This window comes from Streptomyces sp. NPDC127106 (genome assembly GCF_042677605.1).
In the GTDB taxonomy this organism is placed as follows: domain Bacteria; phylum Actinomycetota; class Actinomycetes; order Streptomycetales; family Streptomycetaceae; genus Streptomyces.
In genome coordinates, this window is sequence record NZ_JBHXTC010000001.1 from 225,384 (window position 1) to 245,110 (window position 19,727).

Below are 19,727 nucleotides of genomic sequence, written 5' to 3' on the forward strand. Positions count from 1 at the left end.
GACAGTCCGGCGCGCCGGGGGAATCCGGGCCGCCTGAGCGGGCTCCGCCCCCCTCAGGGACGCTCCAGGCCGGCGCAGGGCGGGGAGTAGGCGACGTACGGCAGGTGGGCGGTCCACTGCGCCCGGGTGATCCGGGGGCCGGTGCGGGCGCAGGCGCCGGCGATCACCCGGGCGAGGTCGGTTCCCGCCAGCCGGACGGTGGTGTCGAAGCCCCCGGAGGCGAGCACGGCGCCGTCGGGGCTGAAGGCGACCGAGCCGACGGCGGTGGCATGGCCGGTGAGGGTGGCGAGCAGCCCGGGGCGGGCGGGGCGGGCCACGCTCCACATGCGGACGGTGCGGTCGTCGCTCGCGCTGGCGAGGGTGCGCCCGTCGGGGCTGAACAGCACGGAGCCCACGACGTCGGTGTGGCCGGTGAGGGTGGCGAGCGGGGCGGGTCGGTGGGGGTCGGCGACGTTCCACAGCCGGATCGGGTTGCGGCCGCCGCCCGCCGAGGCCAGGACGCCGCCGTCGGGGCTGAAGGCGACGGAGAACACGACGGTGTCGTGGCCCTCCAGGGCGGCCAGCGGGAGCGGGCGGCGCGGGTCGGTGACATCGGTGAGCCGGACGGTGGAGTCCTCGCCCGCGCTGGCCAGTGCGCGCCCGTCGGGGGCGAAGGCGACCGCGCGCACGGCATCGCGGTGGCCGCCGATCCGGGCGAGGAGGGCGGGGCGGGCGGCGTCGGCCACGTCCCACAGGCCGACGCTGCCGTCGCTGCCGGAGGTGGCGAGGGTGTGTCCGTCAGGGCTGTAGGCGAGGGCGCGCACCTCGCCCCCTTGCCCGGTGAGCGAAGCCATTCGGGCGGGCCTGGTCGGGTCGGACACGTCCCACAGCCGGGCGGTGCCGTCGGCGGACCCGGTGGCCAGGGTGCGGCCGTCGGGCCGGTAGGCCACGGCGCGGACGTCGCCGCCGTGTCCGGTCAGGGCGGCCCCGGGGACGGGCCGGTCGGTGCCGTCGACCTGCCACAGGCGGGCGGTGTGGTCGCCGCTGGCGGTCGCCAGCTGCCGGCCGTCGGGGCGGTAGGCGAGCGCGACGACCTCCTTGGGGTGCGCCGGGACCGTGGTCATCAGCGCGCTGAGCAGGCTGTCGCGGGTCTTCGGGGTGGGCGAGAGGCGGTACGCGGCCAGGCTGAGCTGGACGGCCAGCCCGGGCTCGGTGGTGGTGAGGTCGCTGACGCCGTCGGCGAGGTTCCCGGCGACGGCGTCGTTGCGCTGCCGGGTCACCTCGGCGCCGGCCCGCACGGCGCTGGCGGTGGCGACCCCCGCGACGACGACGAGGGCGGCGAGCAGGGCGACGAGGTAGCCGAGGCGGCGGGCGCGACGCCGGGCCGAGTTCCCCGCGGCCTCCTCTGCGGCGAGTCCGGCGTCGAGGAAGTCCCGCTCCGCGGCGGTGAGTCCGGTGCCGCGCCCGGCGGCCAGGTCGCGGGCGAGGGCGAGCCGGGTGCCCCGGTAGAGGGCTCCGGGGTCGCGCCCCAGGCTCTCCCATGCCCGGGCGGCTTCGGTGAGCCGGCGGTGCAGCCGCAGGTGTTCGCGGTCGTCGGTGAGCCAGCCGCGCAGCCGGGGCCAGGCGCGGATCAGCGCCTCGTGGGTGAGTTCGACGCGTCCGTCGTCGAGGGTGAGCAGGCGCAGCCGGGCGGCGCGGGCCAGCACGGTCGCGGTGCCGGCGTCCGGGGGCAGTTCGTCGCGGGCGACGGGGCGCTTGGTGTCCTCGGTTCCCTCGCCGAGGGCGATGAGGTGGACGAAGATCTGCCGGGCGAGCTGCTGCTGTCGGCCGGTGAGCGAGGCGTACAGGGCTTCCGCGGACTGCGCGAGGGCTCCGTCGAAGCCGCCCGCGGCGTGGAAGCCGTCCAGGGTCAGGGCCGCGCCCCGGCGCCGCCGCCAGGTCTCCAGCAGGGCGTGGGACAGCAGGGGCAGGGCTCCGACCTGGCCGTGCGCGTGGGCGACGAGGGTGGCCTGGAGGCCGCCTTCCACGGTGAGGCCCGACCGGCGGGCCGGTTCGACGACGGCGCGGCGCAGTTCGGCCGCGGTCATGGGGCCGACGACGGTCTGCGCGTCGCGCAGGACCCCGACGAGCGGGGCGTGCCGGGTGCAGTGGGCGTAGAAGTCGGCGCGGACGCCGAGGACGATGCGGCAACGGGAGCCGGGCCGCTGCGCCTCGCCGACGAGGGCGGCGATGAACCGGTCGCGGGCGGCGGGGTCGCGACACACGGTGAACACCTCCTCGAACTGGTCGACGACCAAGACGAGTTCGCCGGTGGCGGCCGGTTCGCGGGGTGCGTCGAGGGCTTCCTCCAGCCGCTCCACGGGGTGCGGTCCGGGGGTCAGGACGCGGACCGCGGTGTGGGGGGCCTCCCGCCGGAGGCGGGGCAGCAGTCCGGCGTGCAGGAGGGAGGACTTGCCGGCTCCGGAGGCTCCGACGAGGGCGACGACCCGGTGGCGGGCCAGGGTGGCGAGGAGGTCTTCGACGAGCCGCTCCCGGCCGAAGAACAGGCCGGCGTCCTCGGCCCGGAACGCGGCCAGGCCGACGTACGGGACCCCTTCCGGGCCGTCCGGCGGCGGGCCGGCGCCCCGCCCTCCGTCGGGTTCGCCGTCCGGGTCGCGGTGACCGGCGGACAGTTCGGCGGCGCAGGCGTGCCAGCGCCGCTCCCACTCCCCCGTGTCACCGCCGCAGGCGCGGACGTAGGCGAGGGTCACGTCCAGGCTGGGCAGCCGCCGGCCGGCCGCCGCCTCGGACAGGGTCGCCACCGAGTAGTGGGCGCGGGCGGCGAGGCGGCGGTAGGGCGGGGAGCCCGCCTCGTGGCGCAGGCGGCGCAGGGCGGCGGCGAACCGCAGCAGCGGTCCGTCGTCGCCTTCCAGCGGTCGCTCCTTGCGGGCCATGCCCCTTCCCTTCCCCGAATGATCGGCTTCGTGCCTCCCCGTGCGGATTGTTCGGCGGTTGTTTGTTCGCCCGCACCGCCCCGACGCCGGACAACGGATCGCCGCTAGACCTGGGTGGACCGCACACCGCACCGCGTCAGGAAGGAGCCCCCGGATGGACCGACAGCGCACCGTCGCCGCGGCGGCCGCCGCCACCGCCACGGCCGCCGCCCTGGCCGCCGTCCTGGTCCTGGAGGGCTGCGGGTCCTCCGCGCGGGGGGCCGCCCGCGAGCCGAGTGCCGCCGAGTCCCGCACGCTGGCGCGGGCCGAGCAGGTCCTGATCAGCCGGTGCATGGCCGTGCGGGGCTTTCCGTACGCGGTCACCGAGGGGCCGGACGACGGCGCGCGTTCCTTCCCGTACGCGGTGGACGACGTCGCGTGGGCCCGGGACCACGGCTACGGGGGCGCCGAGGAGCGGGCCGCCGCGCGGGCCCGCGAGGACGATCCCAACCAGCGGTACTTCCGGCGGCTGTCGGCGCCCGAGCGTGCGGCCGCCCGGACCGCGCTGATGGGCGCCGCCCCCGTGGGGCTGTCGGTGCAGGCGCCGACCGGGATGACGGTCACCGCTTCCGCGGACGGCTGCATCGCCGACGCGCAGCGCTCCCTGTACGGCGATCTCGCGGCCTGGTTCCGGGTCAAGGTCGTCACGATGAACCTGCGGCCGGTGCGGGAGGCGCGGGTCCGCGAGGACGCGCGGTACACCGGCGCGGTCGCCGAGTGGGCCGTGTGCATGGAGGCGGCGGGCCGGCCCCACGCCACCCCGGACGCGTCCCGGCAGGCCGCCGCCCGGTACGGCGAGGACCTGCCGCCGGCCGCGGCGGACGCGGCCGCGGCCGAGCTGGCCGTCGTCGAAGCGACCTGTGCGACCGGCACCCCGCTGGCCCGGGTCTCCCAAGCTCTGGACCGCGCCTACGGCGAGGAACTCCGTACCCGGCACCGGGCGGAGATCACGCTCAGGTGGCGGCTCCAGAACGAGGCGCTGCCGAAGGCGCGGCGCCTCGTGCAGTCCGAGCACGAGCACGACACCACCACCGAGACCTCTGGAGGGTCCGATGCGTAAGTACCGCAGCCTGTTCCTGGCCGGCGCGCTCACCGCTTCGCTGCTGGCGGTTCCCGCCGCGCTGACCACGGCGGGCGCCGCCACGGGTGGGGCCTCCGCCCCGGCCGAGGCCTCCGGCCTGGCCGCGGACGGCACCTACTGGGTGTGGGAGCACACCAACCGCGGCGGGGCCGCGTGCGGCTGGTCCAGCAACGACGCCGACTGGCGCACGTGCGGCGCCAGCGGCACGTTCGACATGAACGACAAGGCGTCGTCCTGGTGGAACAACGGCTACGCCGGCTCCTACGGGGACGTGCGCGTCTACGAGAACATCAACTACGGCGGGGCCTCCACCTGTGCGCCCAACGGCTCCGCCGGCAACATCCCGTGGGAGTGGAACGACCGGATCTCCTCCCACAAGTGGGTCAACAACTGCGGTTACTGACGGCCGCCTCCCGGGGCCCGCAGGGCGTACCGGACCTCCCCTCCGGCGGTTCCGGTGCGCTCGAAGCCGGCCCGTTCGACCACCCCGCGGGAGGGGGTGTTGTCCTCGTCGACCCTGGCGTGCAGGACGACGGCCGGGCCGGGCTGTCCGAAGGCCCATGCGGCCAGGCCGTTCAGCGCGTCGGTGGCGAAGCCGTTGCCCCGGGCCGACGGGACGAGGTCGTAGCCGACCTCGACGTTCCCGTCGGCGTCCGGGGCGGCGTGGAAGCCGATGCCGCCGATGGCGCGGCGGTCGTGCGTGCGGACGACGGCGTACGCGCCCCACCCGAGGCGGTAGGCGCCCTCCCGGTACGCCGTGGCCTTCATGCCGGCGGCGTACCGGGTGCCCTCGCCGGGGCCGTCCTCGGGCCAGGCGAAGCCGCCGCTGCCGCCGGTGTGGAGGTCGTCGGCGACGTCCGGGGTGATCTCGCAGAGCACGATGCGGTCGCCGGCGGGGACGGGCGCGGCGTACCAGCGCCAGGCGCCGAGGCGGGGCAGGCCGGGCAGCGCGGTGCGGCCCGTCGCCCACAGCAGGGTCGGCCAGGGGGCGGCCGCGTCGCGGGGCGTGTGGGGGAAGAGCCGGTCCAGGGCGAAGTCGCAGAGCTCCGGGTCGGGGGCGAAGTCGGGCACGCCGAGGGCGTCGAGGACGTCGTGGGTGTGCACCAGGGCTTCGACGACGCCCATGGCGGCGAAGCCGTCCGCGTCGGCGGTGCCGTACGGGTGCCAGGCACGGTCGTCGGGGTCGGCCGCGGCCACGACGGCGGTCAGCCGGGTGCCGGCGGCCGCTATGGCCTCGGCCAGTTCGACGGGCGGGGCGTCGGGGGCGGTGTACCGGTCGACCTGGAGGTCCCGCTGCGCGCGCGCCGCGAGCCGGGCGGCGTACACCGTGAAGTCGTTGACGATGTGGACGGCCGTGTCGTGGCAGCTCCATTCCAGACCGGCTGCGGGCGCGGTCCAGTCGTGGTGGGCAGCATCGCGCAGTGCCCGCGTGATGAGGGAAACGGCTCGGTCGATGGCGTGGGCGCCGGTGATCTTCATGGGCGGAACCCTAGGATGCGGCAGGTGCCCGGGCCAGCCGATATCGGGCGAACCGGGGCCGTACGCCGAGAATCTGACGGTGCTGCGGCGGAGAGGCGGAAGTGATGACCGGTCTGCGCGAGGTCCTGGCGCCCTTCGTGGACGGTGGTGCGGTGCCCGGCGCGGTGGCGCTGGTGGACCGCGCCGGCCAGGTGGAGGTCGCCGCGGTCGGGTCGGCCGATGCGGAGGGAACGTGCCCGATGGTCCGGGACTCGATCTTCCGGATCGCCTCGCTGACCAAGCCCGTGACGGCCGCCGCGGTGATGATGCTGGTCGAGGAGGGCCGGTGCGCACTGGACGACCCGGTCGCGCCGTGGCTGCCGGAGCTGGCCTCGCCCGCCGTGGTGCGGACGCCCGCGAGTCCGGTCGACGACGTGGTGCCGGCGGCCCGCCCGGTCACCGTGTTCGACCTGCTCACCTTCCGCGCCGGGATCGGCTTCCCCGACGACTTCTCGCTGCCCGCCGTCGCGCCGCTGTTCAGCGAACTGCGGCAGGGGCCGCCGCGGCCGCAGGAGGTGCCGGCGCCGGACGCGTGGATGCGGGCCCTGTCGCGGATCCCGCTGCTGCACCAGCCGGGCGAGGCCTGGCTCTACCACACGTGCTCGGACATCCTCGGCGTGCTGGTCGCCCGGGTGTCGGGGAGGTCCCTGCCCGAGTTCCTGGAGGAGCGGGTCTTCGATCCGCTCGGCATGGCCGACACCGGCTTCGCGGTGCCGGCCGCCGATCTGGGCCGCTTCACCAGTCAGTACCGCGCGGCGGGCGGCGGGATCGAGCTGGTCGACCCGCCGCACGGGCAGTGGAGCAGCGCGCCGCCGTTCCCGTCCGGCGGCGGCGGCCTGGTTTCGACGGCCGACGACGTGGCCGCGTTCTGCCGGATGCTGCTCGCCGGGGGCGCCCTCGACGGCGGCCGGGGCCGGATCCTGACCGAGGGGTCGGTGCAGCGGATGACCACCGACTGGCTCACTCCGGATCAGCGGGCGGGCGCCGAGCTGTTCCTGGAGGGCCAGGGGTGGGGCTTCGGGGGCTCCGTGGACGTGCTGCCGCGGGAGCCGTGGAACGTACAGGGGCGCTACGGCTGGATCGGCGGCACGGGAACGGCGGCCCACGTCACACCGCTGACGGGCACCGTGGCCGTGCTGCTGACCCAGATGGAGCTCGGCGGCCCGGCCGCGCCCGAGGTGATGCGCGCGTTCTGGACGTACGCCGCCCGGCCGGACCGGGCGGCGTAGCCGGGCGCTCGGTGCGGGCGGGTGCTCAGAGGCGGACGTTCCAGCCGATCGTGGCGCGCAGGGAGGCGGCCGTCTTCGGGTCGCGCACGGCGGGGGTGCGGTCCTCGACGGTGACGGACAGTCGGTGGCCGCGCAGGTCGAGCAGCCACAGCTCCGCCACGGCGACCTCGGTCCGGCCGGCGAGGCGCCCCAGCTCCCGGCCGTCGAGGTGCCAGCGGACGTCGAGCTGCCGCCCGTCGGCGCCGGCGAGCCGGGGCACGGACACCTTCGCGGTGTGGTGCAGGCGCAGGGTGCGGGTGGTCGGGGTGAGGGGGGTGACGGGCCGGGCGTGCTGGTAGAAGCCGCCGATCATCGCCTCGGTGCCGGGCAGGTTGAAGGGCTTGCCGAGGACGCGCATGAGCGAGTTGTCGGTGGGCCGGTGGAGGCCGGAGACGTAGTAGCCGCCGCCCTCGTAGGTGCCGACGGTGCCGCCGTCGGGTGACGGCTCGCCGAGCCACCGGTACCACTTGGCCTGCTCGGCGGCCATCCGGTCGGCGGTCAGGGTGGAGCTGTTGGAGTCGGCCGGCTCGGGGCCCTCGTACTCCTCGTAGCCGGGGGTGTCGGGGTAGAAGTACTCGTCGGCGAGCTTGCCGAGGGAGTGGCCGGTCTCGTGGATGGCGACCTGCCCGGACTTGGCGTTGCCCGCGGAGGCGGTGGAGATGCCCTCGTAGCCGAGGGTGGCACTGCGCTCGTTGTAGCCGGCGCCGCCGTACTTGGCGCTGTTGGCCAGGACGAGGACGAGGTCGGCGTCGGGTGCCTGCGCCACGTACGCGTCCACCTTCGGCTGGTCGATGCAGAGCAGCCGTTCGATGTCCTCGCACCAGAAGTACGAGCCGAGGGCGGTGTCGCGGACGGTGGCGGGGGTGGGGTCGCCGGTGACGCCGGAGTCGTGGGAGACGGCGTCGACGGTCCAGACGTTGAAGAGGTTCCGGTAGGTGGCGTACGGCTCGACGGTGGTGAGCTCGGCCCATTTGGCCTTGGCGTCGGTGTGGAAGCGGTCCAGTTCGGCGGCGGTGTAGCCGTCGCCGACGACGACGATGTCGAGGCGGTCCGCGGCGGGTCCGCCGTCGACGATCTTGGTGACCCGGCCGTCGGCGGCCCGGTCGGCCTCGGAGAGGCGGGCGCCGCCCTGGGCGCGGCCGGCGGCGGGCACCCGGACGTGGCCGGATCCCGCGACGGTGCCGTCCTCCGGACCCGGCACCTCCACCCGGGGGCCGGTTCCGGACGCGGCAGCGGCGGGCGCGGACCAGGGCGAAGACGAGGACGAGGACGGTGGTGCGGGCGCGGGTGCGGGTGCGGCGGTCGCGCCGGCCGGGCCCGCGGCCAGCAGCAGCGCGGTCGCGCCGGCCGCGGCGACGGCGGCGCGCAGGGCCGTACGAACGGCTCGGTCCATGAAGTCCTCCCCCGGAAAAGGCAGTTAAGCAGTCCGATAAACGCAGTGAAGCGGCTGCTTAAACTAGGGGCGGCCCGGGGGCGTGTGCAATGGCCCGCCGCCCCTGAATACTGGGGAGTTGGAACCAGCAGGGGGGGTCGTCATGGACGAACCGGCCGAGATCGGTCGCAGGGTTGCCCGGATGCGCGCCGAACGCGGGCTGACGCAGCGGGCGTTGGCGGAGCCCTCGTACACCGCCGCCTACGTCTCGACCCTGGAGGCGGGCAAGGTCAGGCCCTCGGAGGCGGCGCTGCGCTTCCTCGCCGAACGGCTCGGGACCTCGTACGAGGAGCTCGCCACCGGCCGTCCCGCCCATCTGGCCACCGAGCTGCGGCTCGCCCTCACCGACGCCCAGCGGACGTTGGCGACCGGCGACGCCGCCGAGGCCGCGGCCCGCTACCGGCAGCTGCTGGCGGACGCCGAACGGCTCGGCCTCGCCGCCGAGCGGGCGGAGGCGCTGCTCGGGCTGGGCGACTGCGCCCTGGAGTCAGGCGAACTGGCCGCGGCGATCGGACACTTCGAGGCCGTCGAGCGACTGCTGGCCGGCGAGCCGCTGCCCCGGCGGGCCCGCGCGGTCCGCGGGCGGGCCGTCGCCCACCTGCTCGCCGGGGAACTGCGCTACGCCTGCTACCTGCTGGAGTCGGCCATCGACGAGCTGGACGCGAGCGGGCTGGCCGACCCGGAGGCGCTGGTGCTGCTGTACGCGGCGGTGATCGGCCCGTACATCGACATGGGCGCCCATGCCCGGGCGGCCCGCGCAGCCGAGATCGCCCTGGCCCTCGCGCCCCGGGTCGACGACCCGGCCCTGCTCGCGGGGATGCACCGGCAGGTGGCGCGGACGTTCCTGGCGGCGGGCCGCACGGCCGACGCCGACGCCTCCCTGGCCAAGGCCCAGGCGATCTACCGGCAGCTGCAGCTGCGTACGGACCTGGCGCACTGCCACTGGATGCGGGGCTACGTGCAGGCGCAGAACGGTGAACTGCCGGCGGCCGAGGCCGAGTTGCGCACGGCCCGGGACATGCTGGCGGCCCGGCGGGCGGCCCTGTACACCGCGCAGGTGGAGGTGGAGCTCGCGGACGTGCTGCGCCGGCTGGGCCGCGGCGAGGAGGCGGCGGAGCTGCTCGCGGGCCTGCTGGAGCTGGGCGACAGCCACGGGGCGGTGCACGCGGGCGGGGCGCACCGGCTGCTCGGCCTGATGGCGGAGGAGCGCGGGGAGACGGAGTGCGCCGAGCAGCACTACGTGCAGGCACTGGCCCTGCTGGAGCGGAGCGGGGCCAGCGGCGACCTGGCGGACCTGTGCCGGCTGCTGGGCGACCTGCTGCGGCGCACCGGCCGCACCGAGGCCGCGCTGGACGCGTACCGGACCGGCCTGGGGCACCGGGCGGCGCCGGGCACGACGACGCTGGGCCCGGCGCCGGCGGCCCCGCCGGCGGTGCTCGGGAGCGGCTCGGCCCGGCCTGCCCGGCGGGACGGGACCAGCCGGCCGGGCTGAGCCGACCGGCGGGACTGAGCCACCGGGCCGTCCCGGCCGGCTGGGCCGGCCCGGTGGGGCGCGCGCCGGCCGCGCCGCCGCCCGGTGCGGGTGCGGTTCAGGGTTCAGGTGCCGTCGGGCTTCTCCTCGGCCGCGCTCGCGCGGGCACGGGCGCCCGAGCGGGTGCGCCCTGGCGTCTGGGCGCGCTGCGGGTGGCGGCGCACGTACTCGTGCTCCAGCTCGTTCATCCGCTGCGTGTGGGTGACCAGCGCGTCGTCCGATCCGTGCAGCAGGGTCTCGTGGCGGGTGCGGTGGATGGCCTCCAGCTCCTTGAGCAGCCTGCCTTCCTCCAGCTTCCGCGCCGACGGACCGCCGTCGTGCTCAGCCATGGCCACTACACCTCCTGCAATGCGTCGCCGACGGACCCGGTGACTCCATCATCCCCTCCGCGGGCCCTTTCGGCCCGGCCGCGGGCCCCGGTGCGGCCTTCGGAGCGACCGCGGGTAGACACTGTCTACTACGATCGGATAGACAGGGGCCATGGACCAGGAGAGACCGCTCCGGGAGCGGCTGATCGACGTGGGCGTCGACCTCGTGCTGACCGAGGGCACCGCCGCCGTCGGACTGCGCGAGATCGCCCGCCGGGCGGGCGTGTCGCACGGCGCGCCCCGCCGCTACTTCCCCACCCACCACGCCCTGCTGTCGGCGATCGCCCGGCGCGGCTTCGCCGACCTCGGCGACCGGTTCGCCGCCGCGGCGGCGCGGGCGTCGTCCCCGCGCGAGCAGGTACGGGCGCTGGGCGCGGCGTACGTGGGCTACGCGCTGGAGCACCGCGGCATGTTCGAGCTGATGTTCCGCCACGACCTGCTGGACAGCACGGGGCAGGAGGACACCGGCGAGCCGAGGCTGCGGGCATCGACGCTCCCCCTGTTCGAGCTGCTCGTCTCGCTGGTCTCCCGCTGCGGTGCGACGGCGGACGCCGAGGTCACGGCGGCCGCGCTGTGGGCCAACCTGCACGGGGTGGCCCAGCTGTGGGCCTGGGGCAGCCTGCCGCTGGTCCTCGGCGCCGACGGTCGGGAGGAGTACGTCGGACGACTCGTCGACGCGGCCCTCGCCGCCCACCTCGGCCCGGCCGCGTCATGAGGCGGCGGATCTCCCTGGCGGTCAGCGTCGTCGGCGCGATGCTCGTCGCCCTCGACGGAACGGTGCTCAGCGTGGCGCAGCCGGCCCTGCGCGGCGATCTCGGGGCGAGCGTGGCGCAGGTGCAGTGGACCAGCACCGCCTATCTGCTCGCCGTGGCCGCGTTCCTCGTCATCGCCGGCCGCCTCGGCGACCGGTACGGGCACGCCCGGCTGCTGCTCGTCGGCGCCCTGGGCTTCGCTGCGGCCTCGGCGGGCATCGCGGCGGCCCCCGGCGTCGGCTGGGTGATCGCACTGCGGGCGGTGCAGGGCATGTTCGGGGCCCTGCTCCAGCCGGCCACGCTCGCCCTGCTGCGGCTGGCGTACCCGGCCGAACGGCTCGCCGGGCCGGTGGCCGTCCGCACCGGCGCGATCGGGGTGGCCGCGGCGGCCGGCCCGCTGCTCGGCGGGCTGCTGGTCGCGCAGGCGGGCTGGCGGTCGGTGTTCTGGCTGAACGTGCCGGTGGCCGTGGTGATCGCCGTGCTGGTGCTCGCCGTACGGGCGCCCGCGCCGGACCGGACCGCTCCCGGCGGGCCGCAGCCGGTGGGCGCGGCGCTGCTCGCCGCCGCCCTCGCGGTCCTGGTGCACGCGCTGGCCGGCGTACCCGGTCACGGGTGGCTGTCCGCGCCGACGCTGCTGGGGCTCGGCGGGGCCGCCGGGACCGCCGCGCTGTTCGTGCGCCGCGAACGGCGGGCCGCGGAGCCGCTGGTGCCGCCCGCCGTGGTGCGGTCGGTGCCGGTCAGCGCGTCGATGGCACTGCTGCTGTGCGTCTCCGCCGGCATGTTCGGGGCACTGTTCACGGCCACCTTCCTGCTGCAGGAGCGGCGGGGGCTGGACCCGCTGGCCACCGGCCTGCTCGTGCTGCCGCTCACCGCGTGCATGGTCGCCGGTGCGCCGGCGGCCGGGATGCTGCTGCGGCGGTGGGGGCCGCGGCGGACCGCGCTCGGGGGTACGGCCCTGGTCGCCGCCGGTGTCGCCGGGCTCTGCCTGTGGTCCGGGCCGGCGGTCACCGCGGCGTTCGCGGTGCTCGGGGCGGGCTTCGCCGCCGTCATGGTGACCGCCACCGGCACCGTGGTCGGGGACGCCCCGCCCGGGTACGCGGGGGTCGTCGGGGGGCTCAAGCAGACCGCGATGAACGTGGGGCCGGCGTTCGGGATCGCCGTCGCCGCGGGTGCGGGGACCTCGTCGGCGGCGCTGCTCGTCCTGGCCGCCGTGGCCGGCGTCGGGCTGCTGCCGGCGTCACTCCTGCCGCGCGGCGCGGGCCCGGCAGCTGCGGGCGACGTCGTCGGCGAAGACCCGGGCCAGCGGAGAGAGGGCGGCCCAGCGGCGGACCGCCCAGCCGACCGGGAGGGGCGGCAGGGCGGGGACCGGGACGAGCCGCAGCGGCCCGCCGGATCCGGGTACCTGCCAGCCGGGCAGGGCGGGAACCACGGCGTGGCCCAGCCCTAGTTCGGCCAGCAGCAGGGCGGTGTCCCAGTCGGCCACGCTGGTGTCGGAGCGGATGGTGATGCCGGCTTCGGCGAGGGCGGCGTCGAGGTGGGCGCGGGAGGTGGAGTTCTCCGGGAGCCGGATGTGGCGGATTCCGGCCAGGTCGGCGGTGTCGATGCGGGGCCGGGACGCGAGGGGGTCGTCGGCGCCGACCGCGAGGACCCACGGCAGCTCCATGACGGGGCGCTGCTCGATGCCGCGCACCGGCCCGCCGATGGTGATCCAGGCGAGGTCGAGGTCGTCGGCGGCGAGCGCGTCGAAGCAGCTGCGGCTGGAGTTCTCGGTCTGGAACTCCAGGCTGACGTTCGGGTGCCGGCGGCGGAAGCCGACGACCGCCTCGGACATGAAGTGCCGTACGGTCGTCGCCCCCGTGGTGATGCGGACCGATCCGGTGTCCCCGCGGACGACGTCCCCCAGCCGGCGCAGCGCCCCGTCGAGGCCGGCGATGCCGTCGGCGGCCGCCTCCTGGAGGATCCGGCCGGCCTCGGTGGGCAGGACACCGCGGGCGTGGCGCGCCAGCAGGGCGGTGCCGATCTGCTTCTCCAGGCGGCGGACGTGCTGGCTGACCGCGGACTGGGTGCAGCCGAGGTCGCGTGCGACGGCGCTGAGGCTGCCGGCCCGGCAGACGGCCACGAAGACGCGCAGGTCGTCGAGAGTCATGGATCCAAGCTATCGCTTGGGTGTTGATAGGAATTCAGAGGATTGACTTGGATGTGCGGAGGGACCACGATCGTTTGCGGGTCCCAGGGCGGCAACCCGTCCCGTCCCGCACCACCGGTCCGGACGGGGGTGGGCGATGACGGGTGCCGACCCGCTCACGAGAACGGGAAACGCACCATGACCACTGCGGCTGCGCTCGCACTGCTGCGCGAGCTCGGCGCCGAGCGGATCCCGCACCCCGGCGGGACGCTCCTGGCGCACCTCACGCGCGTCGAGGCGCTGCTCGCGTCCTGGGGCGCACGGCCCGAGCTGCGGCTCGCGGGCCTGTGCCACGCGTTCTACGGCACGGACGGCTTCGCCACCGCACTGCTGCCGGTCGGCAGGCGGGCAGAACTGGCCGCGGTCATCGGCGGCGGGGCCGAGGAGATCGCCTACCTGTACGCCGGCTGCGACCGCTCGGCCTCGTACGCCTCGCTCGCCGCCGCGGAGCCGGCCTTCCGGGACCGGTTCACCGGCCGGGTCCACCTCCCCGACCTACAGGCGCGGCGGGACTTCGCGGAGCTGACTGCCGCGAACGAGCTGGACCTGGCCCGCGCGGACCCCGCGTTCCGGGCGGCACACGGCCCGGGCCTGCGCGCCCTGTTCGTCCGTTGGCAGGAGCTGCTGAGCGGCCCGGCACTCCGGGAGTGCCGGGCCGTACTCGAAGACGCCTGACGCCCGGACCGACCGAACCGACCGGGCAACCGGGTCAGGGCGTGGGCGGCACGGCGGCAGCGGCCGGGACGGGGCGGGCTGCCGGGACGGTGGTACCCGCGGCAGTGACGGTGAACGCGCCCGACCTCGTACCGGACTTCACCCACAGGATGCCGCCGCGGTCGGCGGGGTCGTAGAACCAGCCGGTCGCGGCGGCGTCGTAGGCGGCCTTGGAGCTCAGGCGGGCGAGGGCGGAACCGTCGACGCCGACCCGGCCGGGGGCGGACGCCACGTGGAGGGTGAACGCGAAGCCGCGGGCGGCGGGCTTGCCGGCGTAGTCGCCGACGGGAGCGCCCACGGAGACGGTGACCGTGCCGGATCCGGCGGTGGGGGCGGTGACGTCGACCTGCTGGCGCGCGTACGCGCCGGACAGGTGGGCGCGGGTGAGCCCGTCGTCCTCGTACAGGCTGAACGAGGAGGCTCCGCGCGGGTGGATGTCGTAGGTGAGGGTGGATACGGGCTTCTCGCCGGTGTGGTTCATCTGCGGCCACATCGGCACGATCGCACCGCCCTTGACGAACAGGGGCAGGGTGTCGAGGGGTGCCCGGTAGCCGTTCAGCCAGCCCGGCCCGGCGTACGTCTTCCCCGTCCAGTAGTCCGTCCAGGTGCCGGCGGGCAGGTAGATGCCGTCGCGGACGGAGGTGTCGGAGACGACCGGGGCGACCAGGAAGGAGTCGCCGGCCATGAACTGACCGCTGGTGAGGTTGCCGCGGGCCACCGGGTCGTCGGGGTGTTCGAGGACCATGGCGCGGGTGCTGGGCACGCCGGTCTCGTGCGCGGTGCGGCTCATCGTGTACAGGTACGGCATCAGCCGCATCTTCAACTGGAGGTACTTCCGGTTGATGGAGAGGTACGGTTCGCCGAAGCGCCAGGGCTGCTTGTCCTGGTAGCCGGCCGACGGGTTGGCGGCGCCCCAGCCGGACATGGTCATGAAGGTCGGGGTGAAGGCCTTCCACTGCAGGTCCCGGGTGTACGTCTGCGGGCTGCCGCCGAAGATGCCGTCGATGTCGCCGGCGGCGTAGTTGAGGCCGGAGAGTCCGGCCCCGGCGATGGCGGGGACGTGCCAGCGCATGTCGTCCCAGGTTCCGTGGGTGTCCCCGGTCCACACGACGGCGTTGCGCTGGGTGCCGGCCCAGCCGTCGACCGTCCAGACGAACCGGCGGGCGTCGGAGTTCCGCTCGATGCCGTCGACGGCCTGCTGCACCCCGTCGAAGGCGTACTTGTAGCCGCTGCCGATCCAGGCGACGTCGGTCTTGACCGCCCGCGTGCCGGCGGTGCCGACCTCGTCGGCGATCCCGGACAGCCCGGTGGAGGTCCACAGTCCGGTCCGGAAGCCCCTTGCGGCGAGGGCGTCCACCGTGGGCTTCAGCGGCTTCGTGTAGCCGCAGCCGTAGCCGTCGTTGGGCAGGAACCAGCCCGAGGGCATGTCGGCGGCCCGGGCGTCGTCCGCGTACCCGATCACGTCGGGGGTGGTCTGGTGGCGGGGCCGGCCGTGGTCGCCCTGGTAGTCGGGGCTGGAGGCGTTGAAGCAGTCGGCGTTGCCGAGCTCCAGGCCCCACAGCGGGGCCAGGAACGGCTTGCCGCTCACGTCGGTGTAGCCGTCGAGCACGGATTTGAGGGAGTCGCCGGTGAAGTACCAGGCGTCGAACCGCTTCTCGTCGTGGGTGAGGGTGGTGGGCGCGCCGAAACCGTACGAGCCGGGGGTCCAGGTGTTGCGCATCACGCCGTAGCCGTTGGTGGACATGTAGAAGGGGGCCGGGCTGGCGTTGTCGTTCTCGCGCCACGTGTTGTCGACGGCGACCGGGACGGTCTTGCCGCGCAGCGCCCACTCCCCGAGGCGGAGGCCGGTGCCGTAGAACTGCTCGTCCGCGCCGCGGGTCAGGTACTGGGTGGTGCGGCTGCCGGTCCACGCCGTGGGCCGGCTCTCCTCCCAGACGAGGGTGCTGTTGTCGGCCCGGTAGACGGAGAACTTCAGGGGAGTTTTGTTGACGCGGATGTTCAGGGAGCCCGTGGTGATCCGGTAGTGGGAGCCCGCGTCGGTCCAGCCGGCGCCGACGGGTCCGAAGTCGGTGGTGACGGCCAGGTCGGAGCCGGCCGGGTCATGGGTGAAGGTGCCGTCGGGAGAGAGCCAGAGCCGGAAGATGTCGGCGCGGGCGATGACCACGCGGGCCTTGGCCCCGCTGGAGGCGGTGACGGTGAAGGTGTTCCCCGACCGGGAGAACCCGGTGACGTCGCCCGCCGTGGCCGAAGCCGTGGCCGGGGCCGGGGCCGGGGCTGCGGAGGCGGGAAGGATCAGCGGCCCGGCGGCGGCCAGCCCCGCCATGGCCAGGCCCCCGGCGGCCGGCGCGGCCAGGAGGCCGTGCCGCCGCCGGCGCGGGCGCGTGCGGATGCCGAACAGGGTCATGGGGCAGCTCCTCGTGCGGTCCGTGTCACGGACACACCGAATTGGCATGCGCCTGGCAACATAGCGACACGTGGAGATCACTTGAAGGAAGCTGCTCGAACTGGCCGATAATCAAGCAACTTCGAGCACGCCAGTGGCGATCCCGCCCGCCACCTCACCCGGGCCGACCGCCGCCGGGCCGGGGTGTGCTGACGCTACGCTTCACGGCCCGATCTCGAACCGGGGCGGCTCAAGGCCGTTCAGGCACTCGGTCTTCGGCGTGCCCGGGGTGTTGAAGAAGGAGACGGCGATCTCCCGGGCGCACTTCGACGTGGCGAACACCACGTGCGGCTCGTAGGGGACCGTGACGACCTTGGCCCGGCTCAGCGTACGGGCGACGTACGGCCCGTTGCCCGCGCCGGTCTGGGCGTCGAAGCTGCCCGACAGGGCGAGGGTGGGGACGTCCCCGCGCGTGACGTCCCTGATCGAGGGCGCGGCCGCGGGGACGTTCCAGACGTCGCAGTCCGGGCGGAGGAAGGTGAGCAGCGGGGCTTGGGCCTGCACCGAGCGGGGGAAGGTCGGGAACTGTTCCTGTCCGCCCTCGAGTGCCTGCTCCTGGGTCTCGTACGGTGTCCACTGGCTGCAGAAGACGCCGTAGACGAGGCCGTGCGACGTCACTCCGATGCCCTTGGGGTTGGTCCTCCAGCCCGCCCACTGCTCGGCGATCCGCTGCGGCTTGCCGTTCGCCAGCTCGTCGATGGAGCGGGGCACGGCCTCCGCCGTGTGAGTGGCGGAGGTCAGCCAGTTCACCAGCGTTCCGCCGTCCAGCACGACCTTCACCGGCTTGTCGCCACCGGGGAGCGTGACGGTGGTGGTGACCGGCTTGGCTTCGAGGTCGCTGACGAGCTTGTTGAAGGTGGCCGACAGGTTCGGATAGCGCTTGTTGCACGCCGGCTGGTCCGCGCAGGCCTTGAACAGGCCGTCGGTGCCCTGCCGGAAGCTGCTCCAGGTGAGGGCCGACCCGCCCGTGGAGGGCGGCAGGATGCCGTCGAGGCCCACCGAGCGGAGCCCCTCGGGGTGCAGGCGCATGTAGACCAGCGCCAGGTGGGTGCCGTAGGAGATGCCGTACAGGTTCCACTGCTTGATGCCCAGCGCCTTGCGCAGGTCCTCGTAGTCGGCGGCGCTCTCGGTGTCGTTGTAGGCACTCAGGTCGAGCCCGCGGCCCGCCAGCCGGTCGCGGCAGGCCTTCGTGGCCTCGACGTGCAGGCGCTCGGTGGACGGCGCGTCGTAGACGAGGCCGACCACGCGTGCGTTGAACTCGTCGACGTTGGGGCACAGGGCATCGGGGACGGCCGAGTAGGTGCCGCGCTGGGACATGAAGATCACATCACGGTCGCGGTTCAGGCCACCGTCGATCGCCATCTTCGCCTCCCCCACCGCGTCGTCCCCGGGTCCGCCCGCGAGCCACACGATGGGGTCGGGTTTCGGTGTGTCGGTCGCGGCGGGCACGATCGCGACACCGAGTTCGATCGTTCGGCCGTCGGGGTCGGCGCGGTTCTCGGGCACGGTGAGCGTTCCGCAGCGGGCGTTTTCGAGCGCCTCGATCGGTTCTGGCGTCTTCGGGCAGGGGCCCGGCTCGAAGCTGGCGTCCCCGGTCGCCCGGGCGACGGTGCCGATCGTCGCTCCGGTGCCGTCTTCCGCGTGGGCTGGAGCCGCGAGCAGGCCGGTGACGAGGATCGCGGTCGTCATCGCAGCCGGCGTGGCGTGGAGCCGTCGCACGGTCCGGCGGCGGGGCGCGTGATGGGAAGCCATCTGCCCTCCTGGTCACTCGGTCGCTCAGTCACTTCGGAATGATCGTGAACGGTTTCGGCGTGAGACCGGCCACGCAGCCGGTGTCGGGCGCGGTCGGACGGGCGAGGAAGGAGGCCAGCACGCGTTGCGCGCACGGCGATTGCGGGACCACCCAGTGGCCGATCCCGGGGACCCGTACGGAGGTCGAGCGGGACAGGGTACGGGCCACCTCCCGGGACCAGCTCGCCCCGACCCTCGCGTCGAACGTCCCGGCGAACAGGAGTGCCGGCACCGCGCTGGCCGTGGCCACCCGGTGGGAGGCGGCGCGGTCGGGAACGTCCCAGATGCGGCACACCTCGTGCTGGAAGGGAAGCTGCGGCGCCTGGGCCAGGACCGTGTCCGGCCATCCGGGGAAGGCCCGGCGACCGGCGTTCAGCACGTCGGCTTCCGAGTACCCCGGCACCCACTCGCTGCACGCCACCGACTCCGTCAGGCCGTGCGCGGTCATGCCGACGACGGCAGCCGAGTCGGCGGCGCGGGCCCGCGCGAAGCGCTCCGGCCGTCCCTGGGCGAGCTCCTCGATCGCCGCAGGGAGGTCGGGGAACGGGACGGCATTGGCGACCAGCAGGTTCAGCAGTGCGCCCCCGTCGAGGACGACCTTCACCGGGTCTCCTCCGCGCGGCGGACGGGCGTTCAGCGTCAACGGCTGTGCTTCCAGCCTGCGCACCTGCTCGGTGAGGGTGTGACGGAGGTCCGGGTAGCGGCTCTTGCAGCGGGGCTCGGCCGCGCACGCTTCGAGGATGTTGTCGATCGCCTCCCGGGCGCTGCGCCAGCCCCACGGCAGGGTGACGCTCTGCGGAGCCGTGGACGAGTCGAGTGCCACGGCGCGAATCCCCTGAGGGTGCTTGCGCAGGTAGGTGAGGGCCACGTTGGTGCCGTAGGAGTGCCCGTAGACGTTCCACTGGGAGATGCCCAGTGCCGTGCGGAGGTCGGCGAAGTCCGCAGCGTTCTCAGTCGTGTTGTAAGCGCTCAGGTCAACCCCGTCGGCTGCCAGGCGGCTGCGGCACTTCTTCACCGAGTCCAGCAGGAGCCGTTTCGCCTGCGGCGAGTCGTAGCCGAGCCCCACGTACTGCGCGTTGAAGCGGTCCATCTCCGGGCAGGCGAGGTTCGGCCGGTCGTAGAGGTTGCCGCGCTGGGCCATGATGATCAGTTCGCGGTCCCGGTTCAGGCCGGAGTCGACCAGGAAGGGAATGTCGTCGAACGTCTCGCCGCCCGGGCCGCCCGACATGAACACCACCGGGTCCTCGGCGGGCTTCGCCGACGCGGCGGGAAGGACCGCCACGGCCAGCCGGATGGTCCGGCCGCCCGGGCGGGCGCGGTTCTCGGGCACCTCCAGGAAACCGCACCGTGCGGTGCTCAGGGCCGCGATCAGCTCCGGGGTCTTCGGGCAGGGGCCGGGCACGAACCGCGACGGCGTCGCGGTCGGGCTGGGCACGGGAGTGCCGCTCCCCGGTGTCGCGGCACCACTCGGTGTCGGGCCGGCCGCTGCCAGGAAGACCAGCGCGGCCGCGGCAGCCGCCGCATCGGTGAGCACGCCGCCGGAACGCCGCCGGACGCACCGGCGTTCCGCTCTCGTCCGTGGGGCCCGGCCCCGCTCCGGGCTGGATGACGGGCCGCTCGGCGTGCTGCTGTGCTCTGCCATGTGATCCCGTTCCTCTGCCGATCCAGGACTGCTTGGTGACAACACCGCAGC

14 protein-coding genes and 1 pseudogene are annotated in these 19,727 nt (G+C 74.9%); 7 read left to right on the forward strand and 8 right to left on the reverse strand.

Annotation, left to right across the window (positions count from 1 at the left end):
- Window positions 1-53 precede the first annotated feature (53 nt).
- Window positions 54-2,912, reverse strand: a complete 2,859-nt coding sequence (locus ACFVGY_RS00895) for a hypothetical protein (protein ID WP_385668853.1) — start codon at window positions 2,910-2,912, stop codon at window positions 54-56.
- Between the two features lie 154 nt (window positions 2,913-3,066).
- Between ACFVGY_RS00895 and ACFVGY_RS00900 the strand changes: the two genes are divergently transcribed.
- Window positions 3,067-4,011 (forward strand): hypothetical protein, encoded by a 945-nt coding sequence (locus tag ACFVGY_RS00900; protein WP_385668856.1) that lies wholly within the window; start codon window positions 3,067-3,069, stop codon window positions 4,009-4,011.
- Complete coding sequence (locus ACFVGY_RS00905) at window positions 4,004-4,435, forward strand: peptidase inhibitor family I36 protein (RefSeq protein ID WP_385668859.1); 432 nt, start codon at window positions 4,004-4,006, stop codon at window positions 4,433-4,435. Before ACFVGY_RS00900 ends, ACFVGY_RS00905 begins: the two co-directional genes overlap by 8 nt.
- Here ACFVGY_RS00905 and ACFVGY_RS00910 read toward each other — a convergent pair.
- Entirely contained in the window at window positions 4,429-5,511 is a 1,083-nt protein-coding gene (locus tag ACFVGY_RS00910) for a GNAT family N-acetyltransferase (protein ID WP_385668861.1), read from the reverse strand. The two genes, ACFVGY_RS00905 and ACFVGY_RS00910, sit on opposite strands and share 7 nt — an antisense overlap.
- 104 nt (window positions 5,512-5,615) lie before the next feature.
- Between ACFVGY_RS00910 and ACFVGY_RS00915 the strand changes: the two genes are divergently transcribed.
- Window positions 5,616-6,779, forward strand: coding sequence for a serine hydrolase domain-containing protein (locus ACFVGY_RS00915; protein WP_385668864.1), 1,164 nt, complete (start codon window positions 5,616-5,618; stop codon window positions 6,777-6,779).
- A gap of 25 nt (window positions 6,780-6,804) precedes the next feature.
- Here ACFVGY_RS00915 and ACFVGY_RS00920 read toward each other — a convergent pair whose 3' ends face one another.
- The gene (locus tag ACFVGY_RS00920; RefSeq protein WP_385668867.1) at window positions 6,805-8,211 is read right to left on the reverse strand and encodes a M64 family metallopeptidase; all 1,407 of its coding nucleotides are present in this window, start codon (window positions 8,209-8,211) and stop codon (window positions 6,805-6,807) included.
- A 142-nt stretch (window positions 8,212-8,353) separates the two neighbouring features.
- On the opposite strand from ACFVGY_RS00920, the gene ACFVGY_RS00925 reads away from it, so the two are divergent.
- Entirely contained in the window at window positions 8,354-9,742 is a 1,389-nt protein-coding gene (locus tag ACFVGY_RS00925; protein WP_385668870.1) for a helix-turn-helix domain-containing protein, read from the forward strand.
- A 104-nt stretch (window positions 9,743-9,846) separates the two neighbouring features.
- Here ACFVGY_RS00925 and ACFVGY_RS00930 read toward each other — a convergent pair whose 3' ends face one another.
- Entirely contained in the window at window positions 9,847-10,110 is a 264-nt protein-coding gene (locus ACFVGY_RS00930) for a DUF6158 family protein (protein WP_385668873.1), read from the reverse strand.
- A 151-nt stretch (window positions 10,111-10,261) separates the two neighbouring features.
- Here ACFVGY_RS00930 and ACFVGY_RS00935 point away from each other — a divergent pair, with 151 nt between their 5' ends.
- Both ACFVGY_RS00935 and ACFVGY_RS00940 read left to right on the forward strand, forming a co-directional pair.
- Complete coding sequence (locus ACFVGY_RS00935; RefSeq protein WP_385668876.1) at window positions 10,262-10,864, forward strand: TetR/AcrR family transcriptional regulator; 603 nt, start codon at window positions 10,262-10,264, stop codon at window positions 10,862-10,864.
- Window positions 10,861-12,168 (forward strand): annotated as a pseudogene (locus ACFVGY_RS00940) (MFS transporter); the annotation flags it as partial. The gene ACFVGY_RS00935 and the pseudogene ACFVGY_RS00940, both read left to right, overlap by 4 nt.
- Here the strand turns inward: ACFVGY_RS00940 and ACFVGY_RS00945 are convergent.
- On the reverse strand, window positions 12,139-13,047 hold the full coding sequence (locus tag ACFVGY_RS00945; protein ID WP_385668879.1) for a LysR family transcriptional regulator: 909 nt from the start codon (window positions 13,045-13,047) through the stop codon (window positions 12,139-12,141). The pseudogene ACFVGY_RS00940 and the gene ACFVGY_RS00945 sit on opposite strands and share 30 nt — an antisense overlap.
- A gap of 177 nt (window positions 13,048-13,224) precedes the next feature.
- On the opposite strand from ACFVGY_RS00945, the gene ACFVGY_RS00950 reads away from it, so the two are divergent.
- Window positions 13,225-13,761: a DUF6817 domain-containing protein gene (locus ACFVGY_RS00950; RefSeq protein WP_385668882.1), complete on the forward strand. Its 537-nt coding sequence runs from the start codon at window positions 13,225-13,227 to the stop codon at window positions 13,759-13,761.
- Window positions 13,762-13,795: 34 nt separating this feature from the next.
- On the opposite strand, the gene ACFVGY_RS00955 is transcribed toward ACFVGY_RS00950, so the two are convergent.
- From ACFVGY_RS00955 to ACFVGY_RS00965, 3 genes are all read right to left on the reverse strand, one after another.
- A complete protein-coding gene (locus ACFVGY_RS00955) occupies window positions 13,796-16,204 on the reverse strand; it encodes a TIM-barrel domain-containing protein (protein ID WP_385668885.1) in 2,409 nt (802 codons plus the stop codon).
- Between the two features lie 201 nt (window positions 16,205-16,405).
- Complete coding sequence (locus ACFVGY_RS00960) at window positions 16,406-17,995, reverse strand: alpha/beta fold hydrolase (protein WP_385668888.1); 1,590 nt, start codon at window positions 17,993-17,995, stop codon at window positions 16,406-16,408.
- 28 nt (window positions 17,996-18,023) lie between these two features.
- Window positions 18,024-19,469, reverse strand: coding sequence for an alpha/beta fold hydrolase (locus tag ACFVGY_RS00965; protein WP_385668890.1), 1,446 nt, complete (start codon window positions 19,467-19,469; stop codon window positions 18,024-18,026).
- Window positions 19,470-19,727: the final 258 nt, after the last annotated feature.

What these genes read in the sequence shown, in the direction of transcription:
- ACFVGY_RS00895 (WP_385668853.1), bottom strand. Translation starts at nt 2,912, where the DNA reads ATGGCCCGCAAGGAGCGACCGCTGGAAGGCGACGACGGACCGCTGCTG.
- ACFVGY_RS00900 (WP_385668856.1), top strand. Translation starts at nt 3,067, where the DNA reads ATGGACCGACAGCGCACCGTCGCCGCGGCGGCCGCCGCCACCGCCACG.
- ACFVGY_RS00905 (WP_385668859.1), top strand. Translation starts at nt 4,004, where the DNA reads ATGCGTAAGTACCGCAGCCTGTTCCTGGCCGGCGCGCTCACCGCTTCG.
- ACFVGY_RS00910 (WP_385668861.1), bottom strand. Translation starts at nt 5,511, where the DNA reads ATGAAGATCACCGGCGCCCACGCCATCGACCGAGCCGTTTCCCTCATC.
- ACFVGY_RS00915 (WP_385668864.1), top strand. Translation starts at nt 5,616, where the DNA reads ATGACCGGTCTGCGCGAGGTCCTGGCGCCCTTCGTGGACGGTGGTGCG.
- ACFVGY_RS00920 (WP_385668867.1), bottom strand. Translation starts at nt 8,211, where the DNA reads ATGGACCGAGCCGTTCGTACGGCCCTGCGCGCCGCCGTCGCCGCGGCC.
- ACFVGY_RS00925 (WP_385668870.1), top strand. Translation starts at nt 8,354, where the DNA reads ATGGACGAACCGGCCGAGATCGGTCGCAGGGTTGCCCGGATGCGCGCC.
- ACFVGY_RS00930 (WP_385668873.1), bottom strand. Translation starts at nt 10,110, where the DNA reads ATGGCTGAGCACGACGGCGGTCCGTCGGCGCGGAAGCTGGAGGAAGGC.
- ACFVGY_RS00935 (WP_385668876.1), top strand. Translation starts at nt 10,262, where the DNA reads ATGGACCAGGAGAGACCGCTCCGGGAGCGGCTGATCGACGTGGGCGTC.
- ACFVGY_RS00945 (WP_385668879.1), bottom strand. Translation starts at nt 13,047, where the DNA reads ATGACTCTCGACGACCTGCGCGTCTTCGTGGCCGTCTGCCGGGCCGGC.
- ACFVGY_RS00950 (WP_385668882.1), top strand. Translation starts at nt 13,225, where the DNA reads ATGACCACTGCGGCTGCGCTCGCACTGCTGCGCGAGCTCGGCGCCGAG.
- ACFVGY_RS00955 (WP_385668885.1), bottom strand. Translation starts at nt 16,204, where the DNA reads ATGACCCTGTTCGGCATCCGCACGCGCCCGCGCCGGCGGCGGCACGGC.
- ACFVGY_RS00960 (WP_385668888.1), bottom strand. Translation starts at nt 17,995, where the DNA reads ATGGCTTCCCATCACGCGCCCCGCCGCCGGACCGTGCGACGGCTCCAC.